This window comes from Oceanobacillus sp. MO10714A, from assembly GCF_037072045.1.
Classification (GTDB): domain Bacteria; phylum Bacillota; class Bacilli; order Bacillales; family Amphibacillaceae; genus Oceanobacillus; species Oceanobacillus indicireducens.
On sequence record NZ_JAXHDC010000007.1, the window covers coordinates 1 to 17943 of the forward strand.

Annotated in this window: 20 protein-coding genes; 3 read left to right on the plus strand and 17 right to left on the minus strand. The window is 38.5% G+C overall.

The genetic code is table 11. From position 1 onward, the window contains the following. Window positions 1-209: 209 nt before the first annotated feature. From rpsR to SPD53_RS06875, 6 genes are all read right to left on the minus strand, one after another. Complete coding sequence (gene rpsR, locus SPD53_RS06850) at window positions 210-443, minus strand: 30S ribosomal protein S18 (RefSeq protein ID WP_188856948.1); 234 nt, start codon at window positions 441-443, stop codon at window positions 210-212. A 91-nt stretch (window positions 444-534) separates the two neighbouring features. Then, on the minus strand, window positions 535-1071 hold the full coding sequence (gene ssb, locus SPD53_RS06855) for a single-stranded DNA-binding protein (protein ID WP_156855346.1): 537 nt from the start codon (window positions 1069-1071) through the stop codon (window positions 535-537). 15 nt (window positions 1072-1086) lie between these two features. Continuing rightward, window positions 1087-1374 carry a 30S ribosomal protein S6 gene (rpsF, locus tag SPD53_RS06860; protein WP_156855345.1) on the minus strand — a complete coding sequence of 96 codons (288 nt, stop codon included), beginning with the start codon at window positions 1372-1374 and terminating at the stop codon, window positions 1087-1089. Between the two features lie 156 nt (window positions 1375-1530). Next, complete coding sequence (gene ychF, locus SPD53_RS06865; RefSeq protein ID WP_336252070.1) at window positions 1531-2631, minus strand: redox-regulated ATPase YchF; 1101 nt, start codon at window positions 2629-2631, stop codon at window positions 1531-1533. A 260-nt stretch (window positions 2632-2891) separates the two neighbouring features. Then, window positions 2892-3086, minus strand: a complete 195-nt coding sequence (locus tag SPD53_RS06870) for a DUF951 domain-containing protein (protein WP_156855343.1) — start codon at window positions 3084-3086, stop codon at window positions 2892-2894. A gap of 84 nt (window positions 3087-3170) precedes the next feature. Further along, a complete protein-coding gene (locus tag SPD53_RS06875; RefSeq protein WP_336252071.1) occupies window positions 3171-4184 on the minus strand; it encodes a YkvI family membrane protein in 1014 nt (337 codons plus the stop codon). A 78-nt stretch (window positions 4185-4262) separates the two neighbouring features. Here SPD53_RS06875 and yyaC point away from each other — a divergent pair, with 78 nt between their 5' ends. Both yyaC and SPD53_RS06885 read left to right on the plus strand, forming a co-directional pair. Beyond that, window positions 4263-4880: a spore protease YyaC gene (gene yyaC, locus SPD53_RS06880; protein WP_156855341.1), complete on the plus strand. Its 618-nt coding sequence runs from the start codon at window positions 4263-4265 to the stop codon at window positions 4878-4880. A gap of 150 nt (window positions 4881-5030) precedes the next feature. After that, on the plus strand, window positions 5031-5255 hold the full coding sequence (locus SPD53_RS06885; RefSeq protein ID WP_156855340.1) for a hypothetical protein: 225 nt from the start codon (window positions 5031-5033) through the stop codon (window positions 5253-5255). Between the two features lie 55 nt (window positions 5256-5310). Here the strand turns inward: SPD53_RS06885 and SPD53_RS06890 are convergent, their stop codons facing one another. The 11 genes from SPD53_RS06890 to rpmH form a co-directional block, all read right to left on the minus strand. Next, window positions 5311-6015, minus strand: coding sequence for a DUF554 domain-containing protein (locus SPD53_RS06890; RefSeq protein ID WP_156855363.1), 705 nt, complete (start codon window positions 6013-6015; stop codon window positions 5311-5313). 203 nt (window positions 6016-6218) lie between these two features. Beyond that, on the minus strand, window positions 6219-7055 hold the full coding sequence (locus SPD53_RS06895) for a ParB/RepB/Spo0J family partition protein (protein WP_336252072.1): 837 nt from the start codon (window positions 7053-7055) through the stop codon (window positions 6219-6221). Continuing rightward, window positions 7036-7809: a ParA family protein gene (locus SPD53_RS06900; protein ID WP_156855338.1), complete on the minus strand. Its 774-nt coding sequence runs from the start codon at window positions 7807-7809 to the stop codon at window positions 7036-7038. Before SPD53_RS06900 ends, SPD53_RS06895 begins: the two co-directional genes overlap by 20 nt. 203 nt (window positions 7810-8012) lie before the next feature. Continuing rightward, complete coding sequence (noc, locus tag SPD53_RS06905; protein WP_156855337.1) at window positions 8013-8873, minus strand: nucleoid occlusion protein; 861 nt, start codon at window positions 8871-8873, stop codon at window positions 8013-8015. A gap of 247 nt (window positions 8874-9120) precedes the next feature. Continuing rightward, window positions 9121-9837, minus strand: coding sequence for a 16S rRNA (guanine(527)-N(7))-methyltransferase RsmG (rsmG, locus tag SPD53_RS06910; protein WP_156855336.1), 717 nt, complete (start codon window positions 9835-9837; stop codon window positions 9121-9123). A 41-nt stretch (window positions 9838-9878) separates the two neighbouring features. Next, on the minus strand, window positions 9879-11762 hold the full coding sequence (mnmG, locus tag SPD53_RS06915; protein ID WP_156855335.1) for a tRNA uridine-5-carboxymethylaminomethyl(34) synthesis enzyme MnmG: 1884 nt from the start codon (window positions 11760-11762) through the stop codon (window positions 9879-9881). 378 nt (window positions 11763-12140) lie between these two features. Further along, entirely contained in the window at window positions 12141-13517 is a 1377-nt protein-coding gene (mnmE, locus tag SPD53_RS06920) for a tRNA uridine-5-carboxymethylaminomethyl(34) synthesis GTPase MnmE (protein WP_156855334.1), read from the minus strand. Window positions 13518-13773: 256 nt separating this feature from the next. Next, window positions 13774-14388, minus strand: a complete 615-nt coding sequence (gene jag, locus SPD53_RS06925; RefSeq protein ID WP_156855333.1) for an RNA-binding cell elongation regulator Jag/EloR — start codon at window positions 14386-14388, stop codon at window positions 13774-13776. After that, window positions 14385-15164: a membrane protein insertase YidC gene (gene yidC / locus SPD53_RS06930; protein WP_156855362.1), complete on the minus strand. Its 780-nt coding sequence runs from the start codon at window positions 15162-15164 to the stop codon at window positions 14385-14387. The genes jag and yidC overlap by 4 nt, the downstream gene beginning before the upstream one ends. An 84-nt stretch (window positions 15165-15248) precedes the next feature. Further along, the gene (gene rnpA / locus SPD53_RS06935; RefSeq protein ID WP_156855332.1) at window positions 15249-15593 is read right to left on the minus strand and encodes a ribonuclease P protein component; all 345 of its coding nucleotides are present in this window, start codon (window positions 15591-15593) and stop codon (window positions 15249-15251) included. Between the two features lie 118 nt (window positions 15594-15711). Then, window positions 15712-15846 carry a 50S ribosomal protein L34 gene (rpmH, locus tag SPD53_RS06940; protein WP_156855331.1) on the minus strand — a complete coding sequence of 45 codons (135 nt, stop codon included), beginning with the start codon at window positions 15844-15846 and terminating at the stop codon, window positions 15712-15714. 644 nt (window positions 15847-16490) lie between these two features. Here rpmH and dnaA point away from each other — a divergent pair. Continuing rightward, a complete protein-coding gene (dnaA, locus tag SPD53_RS06945) occupies window positions 16491-17837 on the plus strand; it encodes a chromosomal replication initiator protein DnaA (protein ID WP_336252073.1) in 1347 nt (448 codons plus the stop codon). The last annotated feature ends 106 nt before the right edge of the window (window positions 17838-17943 follow it).

Genomic DNA, 17943 nt, shown 5'->3' on the forward strand with positions numbered 1-17943 from the left:
TAGTAATTAGTATCGTCATTATTTTATATCGTTCAGAAATGACTGGGATCGGTATTGGTACTTTATTCTTCATGTTTGGGCTCGGATTTTTAATGGATATGTATAACCGGCTAATCCGTATCCGGAACATGGAAGTAAGAAGTAGTGATTAAGAAAGATAAAAACACCTCAAAACGAAGCGAAATCGTTTTGAGGTGTTTATTTTTATCTTACTCCGCAACAAACGGCAGAAGTGCCATTTGGCGAGCACGTTTGATAGCTACTGTTAGTTTACGCTGATATTTTGCAGAAGTTCCAGTTACACGACGAGGAAGAATTTTTCCACGTTCGGAAATGAAACGTCTTAATAAATCAACATCTTTATAGTCGATATGGGTAATACCGTTAGCTGTGAAATAACAAACTTTACGGCGTCTACCACCACGTCCACGACGAGCTGCCATGAGCGATTACCTCCTTTGCTTTATTGTTTATTGTATTATTGATGTTCATCACGAACAGTTAAGTTAATTTTACAAGTGATTCTAATTACTATTAAAATGGCAAGTCATCATCCGAAATGTCAATTGGTTCTCCATTATTGCGGAATGGATCTTCCGTTGCTTGACCTTGACTCGGACCCTGGCCTTGATTTTGGTTCGGGCTTGGTTGGAACTGGCCTTGTCCACCAAACTGACTTTGATTTTGATTTTGAAATTGGTTCTGGTTCGGCTGGTATCCTGGTGCACCACCGCCTCTATCTTGAGAAGCATTTTTTGACTCCAGGAATTGAATGCTGTCTGCAACAACTTCAGTTACATAAACGGTTTTACCATCCTGATCTTCATACGTACGTGATTGCAAACGACCATCAACACCGATCAAACTGCCTTTTCTCATAAAGTTTGCAAGGTTTTCCGCTTGGCGGCGCCACACGACACCATTAATAAAATCTGCCTCACGTTCTCCCTGCTGATTAGAAAAAGGACGGTTCACTGCGATATTGAAGTTAGCCACTGCTATTCCGTTTGGTGTATAACGTAAATCAGGATCCCTTGTTAACCTGCCTACTAATACGACACGATTTAACATCAGAACCACTCCTTATTATTGTTCATCTCGAATTGTCATATGACGGACAATATCATCAGAGAACTTAGCTAGACGGTCGAATTCGTTAACTGCTTCTTCACCGCCAGTGAAGTTAATGACAACATAATATCCATCGCGGTACTCATTGATTTCATAAGCAAGACGACGTTTGCCCATCTCATCAACTTTTGTGATCTCCGCGCCATTATCTGTAAGAATTTTGTTGAAACGCTCAATTAGATTTGTTTGCGCCTCTTCTTCAATGTCTGGGCGGATGATATACATGGTTTCATATTTGTTCATCCGTTACACCTCCTTTTGGTCTTAGCGGCTTCCAGAATAACTCTGGGAGCAAGGAGCAATTTATAAAATATAATTACTCACAATAAGATATTATACCAAACTATTTTTCATTAAACAAGGTTTCGAGATCCTTTTTTTTACGTTTATCCTAGAGCATTACACATTAAAGCGGAAATGGATCACATCGCCGTCCTGAACAATATAATCTTTTCCTTCTAAACGGATTCTCCCGTTTTCTCTTGCAATTGCCATTGAACCTGCTTCTAACAAATCATCATAAGATACCGTCTCAGCACGGATAAATCCTCTCTCAAAGTCTGTATGGATAATTCCTGCTGCTTGCGGTGCTTTAATTCCTTTTCTAAACGTCCAAGCGCGCACTTCCTGCTCACCTGCAGTAAAGTATGTGCCAAAGCCTAATAAGTTGTAGGAGGCTTTGATAAGCTTATCAAGGCCTGACTCTGCAATGCCCAGTTCTTCTAGGAACATGTCCTTTTCGTCAGGCTCCAGTTCAGCAATCTCTTCTTCAATTTTTGCACAAACAACTATGACTTCTGCATTTTCTTTCGCGGCATATTCTTTCACCTTTTGCACATTTTCATTCGCATCAGGGTCAGCAACTTCATCTTCTTTCACGTTTGCAACATATAGGATTGGTTTGTTTGTAAGGAGATGCAGTCCTTTTACAATTTTGTCCTGATCTTCATTGAATTCGACTGTACGTGCTGGCTGGTCATTTTCGAGTGCTTCTTTTAGCTTGGACAATACTTCAAATTCCTGTATTGAATCTTTATCCTTCTGTCTAGCCAGCTTTTCCACCCGCTGATAACGTTTCTCTACAGTTTCCAAGTCTGCTAAGATTAATTCTAAGTTAATGATCTCGATATCATCAATCGGATCGACTTTTCCAGATACATGGGTAATATTCTCATCTTCAAAACAACGGACGACCTGACAAATGGCATCCACTTGACGAATATGGGATAGGAATTGGTTACCAAGTCCCTCTCCCTTACTTGCCCCTTTTACAATTCCAGCGATATCCGTAAATTCAAATGCGGTCGGTACCGTTTTCTTCGGTTTTACAAGTTCAGTTAATTTATCTAGACGCTCATCAGGTACTTCCACTACACCGACGTTTGGATCGATTGTTGCGAACGGATAGTTTGCTGCTTCAACCCCTGCCTGTGTAATAGCGTTGAATAATGTAGATTTTCCAACGTTCGGAAGCCCGACGATTCCTGCTGTAAGGCTCATTAAAATTCCACTCCTTAAGGATTTCTTTCGTGACGAACGCGTTCGTTACTCTAAGTATAGTATAAGTAATAGGAAAAGGAAAAAACTAAAAAAAGAAAAATAGGTAACAAATTGTACCTACTTTTATCATTTGCGTGCAATATTTACGTTTTCCTAGACTACTCTTCTATTATCATACTATCTAATTCAGATATTTATCAAATTTAACTCTTTTGCGGAAAAATTAGAGGGACAAATGCTCCAACCCTCTTGTCCCGAATTTATTCGGCTTTCTCGAGGACTTTTTTCAGTTTTTTGGTAAATTCCCGGCGAGGGATCATGACGCTGTGATCGCAACCTTGGCATTTGATTCGGATATCCATACCCATACGGATGATCTTCCAGCGGTTTTCTCCACAAGGATGCGGTTTTTTCATTTCGACAATATCATTTAATGCAAACTCTTTATCCGCCAATCTGATGCCTCCTTTTTCATTCGTACAACGTGAAATAGTCTATCTCTATTATACCTATGTTTTAGTGTTTGTTACAATTAATATTCACCTATTATTCTTCCCTATTGGATAAAGGAGTAATTTTACTAATATATATAAATTCAATATTCCGTATAGTGGGTAAATAAAAGCAACAAGTTGGGTAAAGCTGATGAGACTGAATGGGAGCATAATCACTAACATAATCGTAGCCATTTTTAATAAAGAAAAACCGTATTTTTTATTTACTCTAGTAATCATTCCGAGTAAGGTCGCTGCAGCCGTTGTGTATATTGCAAGCCAAAGCATGAGCATCATCACGACGATTACAACTTGTCCATAATTATTAATGATTAAATAAAGCGGGATAGCAGGTAATTCCACTTGTTTGGCAAGCTCCGTTAAGCTTGTATTATAAATAAACGTGATAAACCCAAGAATGAGACCACTTGAAATCGAAGCAATATATATTTCCCCTTTGGATTTAATTCGATTGCCGATTGCCCCCAGAACGGCAATTAACGGTAAAATATTTAATGCAGTAAATGGAAAAGCGGCCGTCCAGTTATCCTGACTATCCCAATTACTTTGAAATGATATCTCTTCTCCTTTTATGAAAACAAGTAAAATAACAAAAAGCGCAATTATCAATAATGGCATTAATAATTGATTAATATTTAATAATTCACCAATTCCTTTACTAAAAATAATCATAAGACCTGCAAAAATAAAGATAGTTCCCCACCAGAACGGGATTCCAAATGACTCAAACGTCGCCCCACTCCCAGCAATCATCACGACAGTTACACAAAAAAGATAAATGAAGATTAAATAATCATAAACAACTGCCAACTTCTTTCCTGTTAATTGATGAAGAACTGGCACATAATTCGTACTCTGTAATTTATAACTGATATTTAAAATCGTTATCGTACATAATATAAAGAAACCCGTGAACAAAAGAATAGCAAGTCCACTTCCCGCACCAAAAAATTGCCAGATTTCCCTCCCAGACGCATAACCAGCCCCCATTACTGCACCTGTTATTAGAAACATATTTTTCATCCCTGCACGAACCATCCTTATTCCTCCGCTCACGATGTATAGTTTTCAGAAAAATGCCATATACTATACCAATATGTTTTTGGAGGATAAGCTATGAATCAGAAACCGTCCGAGCAAAAGAATTTCAACTATCGAATTCACTATAATGAAGAACAAGTTATCGATAAAGTTAGCGAAAAGATTATTTCCTGGTTCCCTAGATTACCGCGCGAATACATTGTCGTCTGTATTGGAACCGACCGTTCGACTGGGGATGCGCTTGGACCTTTAACCGGCACATTACTGACCGCAAAAAAACCACAACACTTTAATATTTATGGCACCCTCCATCAACCGGTTCATGCGACAAATTTAATGGAATATATCGCTGAAATTAAGAATAAGCATCGACATCCATTCATTATTGCAGTCGATGCCTGTTTAGGGAGAAATACGTCGATTGGGCATTTAATAACAGGTATTGGACCTTTAAAGCCTGGTGCAGCTTTAAAGAAAGCACTACCGGAGATTGGGGATATTCATCTTACAGGGGTTGTGAACTCTGGTGGTTTTATGGATCACGCAGTTTTACAAAGCACAAGATTATCGATGGTGATGGACATGGCGGAAACGATCGCTGAATTACTTAATATCATCGATCAACAACTAAGTCCTAGTTTTATCCGCCCTGCTGTTCTACGCAATCATCCGGAAAGAAATCAAATGATTTAATATCATTTACCCTACTCTTCCTTGATTTCAACTTTATTTATTTGTATTCTCTTGTTAGAGTCATAGATAATAGTACACTTTATTATCTAAAAAACTCTGACTGGAGGTTTTATCATCAATATAGAATGGGTAGTTATCGTTTCATTAATCATGAACGGTGTTCTTCTTCTGCTTATTTATGGACAAAGTAAACAAATAAATCGATTGGAGGAGCAGAACAAACAATCGCTTCACATAGAGAATGATGAGGAATTCATTCAATCGGTAAAAGAAAAGATTGCCACGGTTGGCGATGTGAAAACTGTAAAGTATGTACGTGAGGAAAAAGGTCTCTCGTTAATTGACGCTAAAAAATTCGTAGATCAGTTAAAATAGACAAAAAATAGAGCCACATTGTATAGTGACTCTATTTTTGTCTATCTTATGTAATCTAAAACAATTGAAAAGCATAATAAATCAGTACAACAAGTAATAGTGCAGGCATTAAGTTGGCAACTCGGATTTCTTTGATTTTCAATAAATTTAAACCGATTGCAACAATCAGCAAACCCCCGACCGATGTTATTTCAAGTATTAATCCTTCCAGCATAGCTTCTGGCACCCACTTTTCAATCTGGGTAGCAAATAAAGTAATCGCACCTTGGTATAGTATAAGCGGGATAACGGAAAAGAGAACGCCAAATCCTAATGTCGTCGTTAAAACGAGTGCTGTAAAACCATCAATAATACCTTTTGTAATAAGAACTTCATGGTCTCCCCTTATTCCACTATCAAGTGCTCCAATTATCGCCATCGCACCGATACAGAAAATCATCGTTCCTGTAATAAATCCTTGAGAAACACTGATTGTATCATCTTTTGTCGTGAATTTACTTCCTAACCACATACCCAATCTGTTTAAAGCATCCTCTATCCGAAAGAACTCCCCTATTATTGCACCAAACAATAAAGAAATGAGGACAATTACAATATTCTCAGTGGAAAAGGCCATTTGTAAACCAATCAAGATAACAGCAAGCCCAATCCCGTGCATAACCGTTTCTTTATATTTCTCTGGAATGCGAGTAAAAAACATCCCAAAAATACTTCCGATTACAATTAATAATCCATTCACAATTGTTCCAAACAGTACCATCATTTACACCTTCATGTTATTTACTTGTTCCACGTGGAACATAAAAAGAAATGCTTACACCTATCCGAATGTTTCACGTGGAACATCTTTAATGATCAGTTCACTTTTAAAGATTGCCTTTGGGCTGACCGCCTTTGATCCTTACGTGATTTTCATTTAAATGGATAAAGAAGGACCAACAATGGAGTCGTTGGTCCTTCCTCTTATTTTTCAAGAAATTCGATGATGCGTTGCAAATCATCATCATTGTAAAATTCAATTTCAATTTTACCTTTTTTCTTTCCTTGTTTTATCGTGACAGATGTTCCTAACCGATCACGCAGAATTGCTTCTCGTTCTTGAATAAATACGTTTTTCTTCGGTTTTTCCTTGCGCACCTGCTTCTTCTCATTTAATTCTATGACAAGTTTTTCCACTTGCCTTACATTCAGCTTCTCTTTACGGATTTTATTAACAAGCTGCATTAATTTACCTTTATCTTTTAAACCAATTAATGCTTTGCCATGGCCCATGGACAACTCACCATTATTAATATAAGCAACAACTTGTTCCGGCAAAGATAATAATCGAACAGTATTAGCAATGTGGGACCTGCTCTTCCCAAGACGTTTTGACAATTCTTCTTGAGTGATTTTGAGCTCATCCATTAGATTGCGATAAGCATGGGCTTCTTCTATCGGAGTCAAATCTTCCCGCTGCAAGTTCTCTAGCAAAGCAAGTTCCATCATTCGCTCATCGGAAAGTTCTTTTACGACGACTGGAATAGTTTCCATGCCAGCTTCTTTCGCTGCACGAAATCGTCTCTCCCCTACTACGATTTCATAACCTTTGATGCTTTTTCGTACAATTAAAGGCTGGATAATTCCGTATTCTAAAATACTTGTCTTTAATTCTTCAATCGCATCCGCATGAAATGTTTTCCTTGGTTGATACGGATTTGGGCGACATTCACTGATTGCTATTTCTTCGACCCTATGTTCTTCTTGCTCACCCATATCGGGAAAGTACACTTCTAGACCTCTACCCAACCCTTTCGCCACTCTGCATCACTTCCTTTGCTAATTCAAGATACACTTCTGCTCCCTTTGACTTCGGATCATAGTTTATAATTGGCTGGCCGTGACTCGGTGCTTCACTCAATCTTATATTTCGTGGAATGATAGATTTATACACCTTTTCCTGGAAATATTTTTTCACTTCGGCTACGACTTCAATTCCAAGGTTTGTTCGTGCATCAAGCATTGTTAGTAAAACACCTTCAATCATCAAATGCTTGTTTAAATGCTTCTGTACAAGTCTAATGGTGTTTAAGAGCTGACTTAACCCTTCTAAAGCGTAATACTCACATTGTACTGGAATGATGACGGAGTTGGAGGCGGTTAATGCGTTAAGCGTAAGAAGACCTAATGATGGTGGACAATCGATAATGATATAATCATATTCCTCTTGAAGTTGTTCTAATGCTTTACTCAACCGCATTTCTCTCGACATAATCTGTACTAACTCTATTTCTGCTCCAGCAAGTTGAATCGTTGCAGGTATTATATCTAAGTTGACCATATCAGTGGAAACAATTACATCTTCTGCAGGAACTTCTTCAACAAGTACGTTATAAATACAGTGCGACACATCGGCTTTATTAACCCCTACCCCACTTGTTGCATTACCTTGTGGGTCTGTATCGATCAGAAGAACTTTATTTCCTAAAGAAGCCAGTCCCGCGCTCAAGTTGACTGAAGATGTAGTTTTTCCGACGCCACCTTTTTGATTTGCGATGGACATTATTTTTCCCATGTTGACACCTACCTAAAAAATATACTATTTATTTTATCATTAAATACTAGAGTTAGACTATTAATTTATTAATCTTATAGAAATTGATTCGAACTTACTAGTGAATAATCGAGTGGATTAAGCTGCTTAAATTCTTGCAGAAATACCCATCTCAAGCGAAAAGATGGGTATTCTAAATGGATACAAGCAATTTACAAGTATCATTACTGATTATTTTTCGGAATTTTAATCGTAATTTGATAGTAGTCATCCATCTCCTGCTCATTCGATTCGACTTTGACTCCGGTATCGGAAACCATCGAGAGGGATTGACGGATCGTGTTCATTGCAATGCGGATATCTTTATTAATTCCTTTTAATTGGGCCCGTTTCCGTTTCGGGGCTTCATTTTTCTCATTCAATGCAGCTATTCTTTCTTCCGTCTGTTTCACATTCAGGTCTTGTTCGATAATCAACTGCAGAATTTCCAATTGCTTTGTTTCGTCTTTCACTTTAATAAGCGCCCGTGCATGTCTTTCAGTTATCACTTTTTGTAAAAGCGCTTCTTGAACAGGTTCAGGTAACTTTAACAACCTTAATTTATTTGCGATCGTTGATTGATTTTTACCTAAACGTTGTGCAAGTGCTTCTTGTGTCAAGGAATGAAGCTCCAATAATTGGGCATATGCCCTTGCCTCCTCAATAACTGTAAGCTCCTCCCGCTGAAGGTTCTCAATTAAAGCTACAGAAGCCGTTTCCGTATCGGACATTTCACGAATGATTGCTGGTATTTGCTCCCATTCCAGGAAAGTTACCGCTCGCCATCTACGCTCACCAGCAATGAGTTCGTATCGTTCCCCATCCAGCTTTCTTACAACAATTGGCTGAATCATTCCATGCGTGTGAATGGTTTGCGCTAATTCTTGTATCTTTTCATCATCGAAAATCGTTCTTGGTTGAAATCGGTTTGGTTCAATTTTTTCAACTTCTAATTCGATGACTTCATTAGGGTGGAATTCTGTTTCTTCAGCCTTCGAATTCGATTTATCCCCTATTCCAAAAAACCGATTAAAAGGACTCACCACTAGTTGACACCACCTTACATACTTTTACGCTAAATTAGTGCATGATGTTAAAATGTTCCACGTGAAACATTTTATCTTACTCTATGAGTCTCTGATCTCTCTATCTTCTAATATTCTACCATAATTACGTAATAAAAGGACCTATTTCGTAATATTTATACGTGTTCCATTAATAAAGTACAATCTAACCGTATCCCTATCTGGAAAAAAAGAATTGCCCACTAATGTTCATCAGCGGGCAAAAGTTTTATTCGATTGGATTTTTATTCGGTGTGCCAGGTTTGCGTGGATATTTCTTCGGTGTTTTTCTACGTTTTTCAATCCAATAGATTGTTCTTTCGCTATCTTCTTGTGGCAATGTGAACGTTTTTTGATCAATTGTTTTGCCACCGAATAATTCAATTGCATTTTTTGCAATTTCGAGTTCCTCTTCAGCCTGAGCTCCTTTTAAAGCAACGAATATACCGTTTTTCTTCACTAGTGGTAAGCAAAGTTCACTTAATACGGACATTCTTGCAACAGCGCGGGCCGTTACAATATCATAATTCTCCCGGAACTTTGCATTCTTCCCGAAACTCTCTGCGCGATCATGGTAAAAAGATACGCCTTCAAGATCTAGCGCAGTAGCAAGATGATTCAGGAAGACAATTCGTTTTTGTAAGGAATCCACGATTGTTACTTTCAATTGCGGGAAGCAAATTTTTAATGGAATGCTGGGAAATCCCGCTCCAGCACCTATATCGCAAATTGTTTGTTCACCGGAAAAATCTTGATAGAATGCAGGAGTAATTGAATCATAAAAATGCTTCAAATAAACCTCCTCTTCAGCGGTAATTGCTGTAAGGTTCACTTTTTCATTCCATTCCACCAAGGTTTCGTAATAAATAGCGAATTGATTCATCTGTTCAGCGGTTAATTCAATCCCCTGCTCCGAGAGTGCTTGTCGAAACTGTTCTGGATTCATCTAAAGATTACGCTCCTTTACACTCGTGTTAACGTGCTTGTTTAGTTAGCAACTCTTGCTATATTCCCTTGTTCAATATAAACAAGCAAAATTGAAATGTCGGCTGGGTTTACGCCGGATATCCGGGATGCTTGCCCAACTGATAATGGCCGAATTCTCTTCAGCTTCTCTTTCGCTTCTGAAGCAAGGCCATTGATTTCGTCATAATCGATATCCTCAGGGATTTTCTTATCTTCCATCTTCATCATTCGCTCGACTTGTTCGTTCGACTTTTTAATATATCCTTCATATTTGATCCGAATATAGACCTGTTCACGTGCTTCTTCATCTAATGCCTCGTTCGATTCAATTATTTGATCGATAAAGTTATAGTTTACTTCCGGACGTTTCAACAAGTCATATGCATTTGTTGCATCTTTTAATGGTGTTGAATGGATTGTCTCAAGTAGATGATTCGCTTGTTCTGGTTTAATAATAATTTTTTTCAATCGTTTCAGCTCTTCTTTTACGAGTCGTTTCTTTTCCATTAATTTGTTATAGCGTTCTTCAGAGATCAAGCCGATTTCATAACCGATTTCTGTTAATCTCATATCCGCATTGTCATGACGGAGAAGCAAGCGATATTCGGCACGGGATGTTAATAAACGGTATGGTTCATTCGTCCCTTTTGTTACGAGGTCGTCAATAAGTACACCGATATAGCCCTGCGAACGGTCAAGAATAACGGGTTCTTTTCCAAGGACCTTTGAAGCAGCGTTAATTCCTGCCATTATTCCTTGACCAGCCGCCTCTTCATATCCGGATGTACCGTTAATTTGCCCAGCGGTAAAGAGACCTGGGATGCTCTTCGTTTCAAGTGTCGGCCATAATTGTGTTGGTGTGACGACATCATACTCAATTGCATAGCCTGGACGCATAATTTCTGCTTTCTCCAGTCCTGGGATTGTTTTAATCATTTCATACTGAATGTTTTCCGGTAGAGAAGTCGATAACCCTTGAACATAAACTTCTTCCGTATCTCTTCCTTCAGGTTCAAGGAAAATTTGATGACGGGGTTTATCGTCAAAACGGACAATTTTATCCTCGATCGATGGACAATAACGTGCACCTGTCCCTCGCTTCACACCAGAATACATGGAGGAAAGTCCTAAATTATTGTTAATGATTCCATGTGTGTTTTCATTCGTGTGTGTTAACCAGCATGGTAGCTGGTCGATAATTTTCGTCGTTGTTTCATAAGAGAAATTACGCGGATTCTCATCTCCTGGTTGAATTTCCGTTTTCGAGTAATCAATCGTATGACTATTTACCCGTGGAGGGGTACCTGTTTTGAATCGCTTCAGTTTAAAACCAAGTTCCTCCAGATTTTCGGAAAGATTCACGGAAACACGCTGATTATTTGGACCACTTTCATATTCCAAATGACCCATTAATACTTTTCCGCGCATAAAAGTTCCTGTTGTAATGATAACTGCTTCAGCACGGTATTCCGCTTCCGTTTCCGTCACAACACCTTTACAAATACCGTCCTCAATGATTAGTGAATCAACCATTCCTTGACGAAGGGTTAAGTTTTCCTGATTCTCTACCAGTTTTCTCATTTCCTTCATGTAGACGGTTTTGTCAGCTTGTGCCCGTAAAGCTTGTACAGCAGGTCCTTTTCTTGTATTTAACATTCGCATTTGAATGGATGCTTTATCAATTACCTTCCCCATGACACCACCGAGGGCATCTATTTCGCGAACAACAATCCCTTTTGCCGGTCCGCCGATGGAAGGATTACATGGCATAAATGCAAGCATATCAATATTAAGAGTTAGCATCAGCGTTTTTGCGCCTCTTTTTGCTGCAGCAACTGCCGCTTCAACCCCGGCATGGCCTGCCCCAACAACGATTATATCGTAATTTCCTGCGTTAAAACTCATTTCATTCACCCTTTCTATGCTCAAAAGTGGAAGCGCCCTTGCAGGCTAAAAACGCGATTCGTTTCGCAACGCCTGGGACTGCGATTACTCGTCCCACCGAAGAGCGTTTGCACTAGCACATCCTGTGCGTCGCAGCGACGTACGGACTTCCTATTTTACCCGTACGAGATAAAGGAAACATGCCCCTTTAGGGGTCTGTTGAGCTTTAGCCCGTAATTAAGCGGCCTTCCTTTAGTTTCGAGCTGATGTTGAATTATCGCGTCATGAGGTGAAGGAAGTCTCGCTAGTCGCTGGGCGCTGGAACTGGACGTGGCCTAAAATATTTTCATCCACAATTGAACATTTATATGATTTTTATACTATCCTCTAAACAAGGTTTTATTTTCCTAAACAGAATTGAGAAAACAACTGGTCGATGAGACTGTCGCTTGCTGTATCTCCAACAATTTCACCTAAAATCTCCCACGTTCTCGTTACATCAATCTGAACAATATCAAGTGGCATTCCTAGTTCAATTCCTTCCATGGCATCCTCAAGCGCCTGCTTTGCTTGCTTAAGGAGCTGGATATGGCGAATATTGGAGACATAAGTCATATCGCCTGTATCGATTTCACCTTCGAAAAAGGTTGACGCAATTGCTTTTTCTAACTTATCTACTCCTTCTTCCACTACTAAAGAAGTCGTAATTACTGGACGGTCTCCCGCTAATTCCTTCACCTTTTCAAGGTCAACTTTTTGTTCCAAATCAGTCTTATTGACGATTACAATATAATCAAGTCCTTGTACCGTTTCGAATAATTTCATATCCTCTTCTGTTAACTCTTCATTGAAGTTTAATACGAAAAGGATTAAATCCGATTCTTGCAATACTTGACGGGAACGCTCGACACCGATTTTTTCAACAATATCTTCTGTCTCTCTAATACCTGCAGTATCAACGAGACGAAGCGGTACACCGCGGACATTCACATATTCTTCAATTATATCACGAGTTGTTCCTGGAACATCGGTGACAATTGCTTTATTTTCCTGAACGAGGGTATTCATCAAAGAGGATTTTCCAACGTTTGGACGGCCTATGATCGCAGTAGCAATCCCTTCACGGAGTATTTTCCCTTGATTGGCCACTTCAAGCAGCTCATTGATCCGCTTGTGGACTTCTCTTGAATTCGTCCGCATCATTTCATGACTCATCTCTTCAACATCATCATATTCCGGATAATCGATATTTACTTCCACATGAGCAACGGTTTCGAGAAGTTCCTGACGTAATTCAGTAATCAGTTTCGATAATCTCCCGTCCATTTGCTTCACTGCAACAGACATTGCTTTATCTGTTTTCGCGCGGATCAAGTCCATGACAGCTTCCGCTTGCGATAAATCTATTCTTCCATTAAGAAAAGCACGTTTTGTAAATTCCCCGGGCTCTGCCAGACGTGCTCCTTTTGACAATATAATATCTAATACTTTATTAACTGCTACCATTCCACCATGGCAATTGATTTCTACTATATCTTCACGCGTAAAAGTTTTCGGTGCCCGCATAACAGAAACCATTACTTCATCTACAATGTCGCGCGTGTTAGGGTCGATAATTCTCCCATAATTAATTGTATGGGTTGCTACCTCACGAAGATCCTTACCTGTAAAAAGTTCATTTGTGATGGTGATTGCTTCCGGCCCGCTCAAACGCACGATCGCAATTGCACCTTCTCCAATTGGTGTTGAAATCGCAGTAATTGTATCTGTCGTCATTGCTACACCTCCAACTAGTTTTATCATTAAATTAGTGCATTATCTAGTAAACGTCACTAACAAAAAAGAATAACACAAATCACCAAGAAAATAAAGTTATCCACATCAACTTTTCTTGGATGATAACGATTTGAAGTTATTGCATACTATCCACATGTGGATAATCAAATTGGGACAAATGCTCTGACCCCATGTCCCAATTTTTAAGGCATAAAAAAATCACCCTGTTTTCAAGGGTGATTGCAAGTTTATTTATTTATGGTTTGATCACAATATGCCGGTGTGGTTCCTGTCCATCGGAATAGGTTGTGATGCCATCTGATTCTTGGAGTGCGCTATGAATGATTTTTCTTTCAAAAGCTGGCATCGGTTCGAGTGCGACTTTTTTATTTAAGCGTTTCGCTTTATCCGCCATTTTATGGGCGAGCGATTCAAGCGTTTCGCGTCTGCGCTCTCGGTACCCTTCCGCATCCAAGGTTACGGTATAATATGTTTCTTTCTGTTTATTGATTGCAAGATGAGCTAAATACTGTAAGGCATTGAGTGTTTGTCCGCGTTTCCCAATGAGAATTGCGATATTTTCGCCATCCATTTGGAAAGTTACATGATTCTCTTCTACCGTTGATGTAATTTCAACGTTAACATTCATATTTCTTGTAACTTCTTTCAAGAAATTCTCCGTTTCCTTAATTGGATCTAGTTTTACCTTAACTTTAACGATTGCCGGCTTTGCTCCAATTAAACCAAGAATTCCTTTTCTACCTTCATCGATAATCTCAATTTCAACACGGTCCTCAGTCGTGTCTAACTGCTGTAGAGCTGATTGTACAGCTTCTTCAACTGTTGAACCGCTAGCAGTTATTTCTCTCACTTTTTGTCTCCTCCAGTATCGGTATTCGTCATCATTGGTTTATTGATTAGTAATGTTTGTAAAACCATAAAGATATTACCTGTTACCCAGTATAGCGCAAGTGCTGCTGGGAAGAAGAACGACATAACACCAATCATGATTGGCATCATATAAAGCATTAAATTCATTTGCATCGCCATTTGTGGATTCTGCGATGCTGCTGTATTTGTTGACATCATAATCTTTTGCTGGAGGAATGTGAATCCAGCAACGAGAAATGGTAAAACATAGTCTGGTGAACCGAGTTCGAACCATAAGAAATTGTATTGACTGATTTCTGTTGTCCGTCTGATTGCATGGAACATCGCAATTAAGACCGGCATCTGAACAAAAATTGGTAAACACCCTGCCAGCGGATTCACACCATTTCGCTGGAACAGCTCCATCGTTTCCTGCTGTAGTTTTTGTTGGGTGTTAGCATCTTTGGAACTGTATTTTTTCTGCAGCTCTTGCAATTTCGGTTGGATTTCCTGCATTGCTTTTGAACTTTTTATTTGTTTTATACTTAATGGTAAAATTAATAGACGAATTAATATAGTAACGATAATAATTGAAAGACCATAACTATTATTGAAGATTTCAGCTATTTTTATGATGACCCATGAAAGCGGATATACAAAAATCGTGTTCCAAATTCCTTCACTTTCTGCAGTGATTGGTTGATCGATTTCATTACAGCCTGCAAGCATCAGCGCGAGTCCGATCATCGCAAATAGCAGTATATATTTTTTGCGCAACATTTTTCCTCCTTAGCTTGTACGTGAAACTCTATTTGCTATTTTATCCTAATTGCGAATAAGATTCTATGTTTAACTTGTTTTTTATTTATTTTTCAAAAGTCGCTGCTTATATAATAAATGACTTAAACTTTTCTTCATTTCATAGAAGCCCATATTTTTCGTAGGTTGCCTCGCAATAATGACCATATCTACTGTCGGTTTAATGTCTGCTTCCAGTTCATGAAAGGCTTGGCGCAAATAGCGTTTAATCTGATTTCTTTTCACGGCATTACCGATTTTTTTCCCGACAGATAGGCCAATCCGAAAGTGTTCTTGTCCCGGTTTTTCGGCATAATAAATGACAAGCTGACGGTTTGCGAATGATTTTCCGTGCTTGAATATGTATTGAAATTCGTTATTTTTTTTAATCCGATATGCTTTTTTCATTACACTTCACCTTTATTGCTCTCTAGCTTGTCTTATATTTATGAAGCACTCATTTAAGGAAGTCCTCAAATGAGCGCTTCCACTTTTCTAATAAAAAAACCACTGATTTGTCAGTGGCTTATGCGGATAATACTTTTCTTCCTTTGCGACGGCGACGTGCTAAAACTTTACGTCCATTTTTTGTAGCCATACGTGCACGGAAGCCATGTACTTTTTTACGCTTACGGTTACTTGGTTGGTATGTTCTTTTCATTTACTGCACCTCCCTAGGGATTCTAATATCTAAAGTTTAATTTTTAACTAATCCAGTAGACGGTCTTAATAATTATACGTAATACACATACCTCATGTCAACATTAAATTTTACCACGCTCTTCCTCACTTCATTTCCACTTGTTATACAACACAAAAACCGCATTATAACCTACTAACAACTTATACACACCCTTGATTTTCAACCAACCAGATTATTCGACTACTATCGACAATTTACTCACATGATAAACGCATGTTGATACTTTTTTATAAACATGCGGGGAGTTATGTGGATAACTGTCGAAAAACCATTGCACCATTAGTTTTTATCTGGTATTATTATTATGTTTTCATCTGTGGAAAACTAATAGCGCTTAAATTTTATTCACAGGCTGTGGATATCTTTGTGGATAGTCATTCACAGTTTCTTTATTATTTTTTCCACAGAATTGTGGATATAGTTTATAAATCATGCTAAACTTTAAGGACTACATATTCATTCATCCACAGGCTTTTTATTAAAAAGATTGGCATTCACCTCCTTTTTTTCTGCCAGTTTGGCAATTAAAGGAGGCTATTTTAACCTGTCTACAAAATCTACCACTATATAACCTATCAACACAGAAAGGAGTGAATTCCCAATTGGAAAATATTGAAGAGCTGTGGCAAGCTGCATTAGAAAAAATTGAAGAAAAGGTCAGTAAACCAAGTTATGATACATGGTTAAAAAATACAGAAGCCGTAGAGCTAAACCAGACAACTTTGATTGTATCTGCACCGAATGAATTTGCGAGAGATTGGCTAGAAAACCAATATACGAATGTCATTAATGAAGTGTTGGAAGAAGTAACTGGATCAAAACTTGAAACAAAGTTCATTATTCCTGATCCTTCACCACCTGCTGAAGAAGCTAAACAAACAGGACAAGAATCAACTTCACCTTCGAACCACAATGACTTCCCTAACTCCATGCTGAATGAAAAGTATACATTTGATACATTTGTAATCGGAGCTGGGAACCGGTTCGCGCATGCTGCTTCCCTAGCTGTAGCTGAAGCTCCCGCGAAAGCTTATAACCCGCTATTTATATACGGTGGAGTTGGGCTTGGGAAAACCCATTTAATGCATGCAATTGGCCACTATGTAAGAGAGCATAATCCTAATGCGAAGGTCGCCTATGTCACTTCTGAGAAATTCACGAACGAATTCATCAATGCAATCATGGATAATAAATCGAATGCCTTCCGCAATAAATATCGGAATATTGATGTCCTATTAATAGATGATATTCAATTTATTGCTGGAAAAGAATCAACTCAAGAAGAATTTTTTCATACGTTTAATGCATTACATGAAGAAAGTAAGCAAATTATCATCTCTAGTGACCGTCCACCGAAAGAAATTCCGACATTGGAAGACAGATTGCGTTCCCGCTTTGAATGGGGCCTCATAACAGATATAACCCCACCGGATCTCGAGACGAGAATCGCAATTTTAAATAAAAAGGCAAAAGCAGAAGGGCTTGAAATACCGAACGAAGTCATGCTTTATATTGCAAATCAAATCAATACGAACATTCGTGAATTAGAAGGTGCATTAATACGTGTTGTTGCCTATTCTTCTCTTGTCAATCAAGATATTGATGCAGCCCTTGCCGCGGAAGCATTGAAAGATATTATTCCTAGCAATAAGCCAAAAGAAATTACCGTCGAAGGAATTCAAGAAATCGTTTCAAGAAAATATAATATTCGTATGGAAGACTTTGCTGCGAAGAAACGGACAAAATCAATCGCTTTTCCAAGGCAAATTGCCATGTATCTCTCAAGAGAAATGACTGATCTTTCTTTACCGAAAATTGGAGACGAGTTTGGGGGGCGTGATCATACAACTGTTATACATGCCCATGAAAAGATTTCAAAAATGATTGCAGATGATACTTCTTTCAGTCAAGAAATCGATGAAATAATAGAAACGATCAAATCAATTTAACGGGATACCTGTGTATACTGTTTATAAGCTTTCACAATTATAAACAGATTGTCAACATGTGTAAAACTATACGAAACAAGATATCAAGATACTTATCCACATATCA

Bases quoted from the DNA above. Each gene is read 5' to 3' on its own strand.
- rpsR (WP_188856948.1), bottom strand. From the start codon at position 443: ATGGCAGCTCGTCGTGGACGTGGTGGTAGACGCCGTAAAGTTTGTTAT.
- ssb (WP_156855346.1), bottom strand. From the start codon at position 1,071: ATGTTAAATCGTGTCGTATTAGTAGGCAGGTTAACAAGGGATCCTGAT.
- rpsF (WP_156855345.1), bottom strand. From the start codon at position 1,374: ATGAACAAATATGAAACCATGTATATCATCCGCCCAGACATTGAAGAA.
- ychF (WP_336252070.1), bottom strand. From the start codon at position 2,631: ATGAGCCTTACAGCAGGAATCGTCGGGCTTCCGAACGTTGGAAAATCT.
- SPD53_RS06875 (WP_336252071.1), bottom strand. From the start codon at position 4,184: ATGGTTCGTGCAGGGATGAAAAATATGTTTCTAATAACAGGTGCAGTA.
- yyaC (WP_156855341.1), top strand. From the start codon at position 4,263: ATGAATCAGAAACCGTCCGAGCAAAAGAATTTCAACTATCGAATTCAC.
- SPD53_RS06885 (WP_156855340.1), top strand. From the start codon at position 5,031: ATGAACGGTGTTCTTCTTCTGCTTATTTATGGACAAAGTAAACAAATA.
- SPD53_RS06890 (WP_156855363.1), bottom strand. From the start codon at position 6,015: ATGGTACTGTTTGGAACAATTGTGAATGGATTATTAATTGTAATCGGA.
- SPD53_RS06900 (WP_156855338.1), bottom strand. From the start codon at position 7,809: ATGGGAAAAATAATGTCCATCGCAAATCAAAAAGGTGGCGTCGGAAAA.
- rsmG (WP_156855336.1), bottom strand. From the start codon at position 9,837: ATGAATCCAGAACAGTTTCGACAAGCACTCTCGGAGCAGGGGATTGAA.
- mnmG (WP_156855335.1), bottom strand. From the start codon at position 11,762: ATGAGTTTTAACGCAGGAAATTACGATATAATCGTTGTTGGGGCAGGC.
- mnmE (WP_156855334.1), bottom strand. From the start codon at position 13,517: ATGACGACAGATACAATTACTGCGATTTCAACACCAATTGGAGAAGGT.
- rnpA (WP_156855332.1), bottom strand. From the start codon at position 15,593: ATGAAAAAAGCATATCGGATTAAAAAAAATAACGAATTTCAATACATA.
- rpmH (WP_156855331.1), bottom strand. From the start codon at position 15,846: ATGAAAAGAACATACCAACCAAGTAACCGTAAGCGTAAAAAAGTACAT.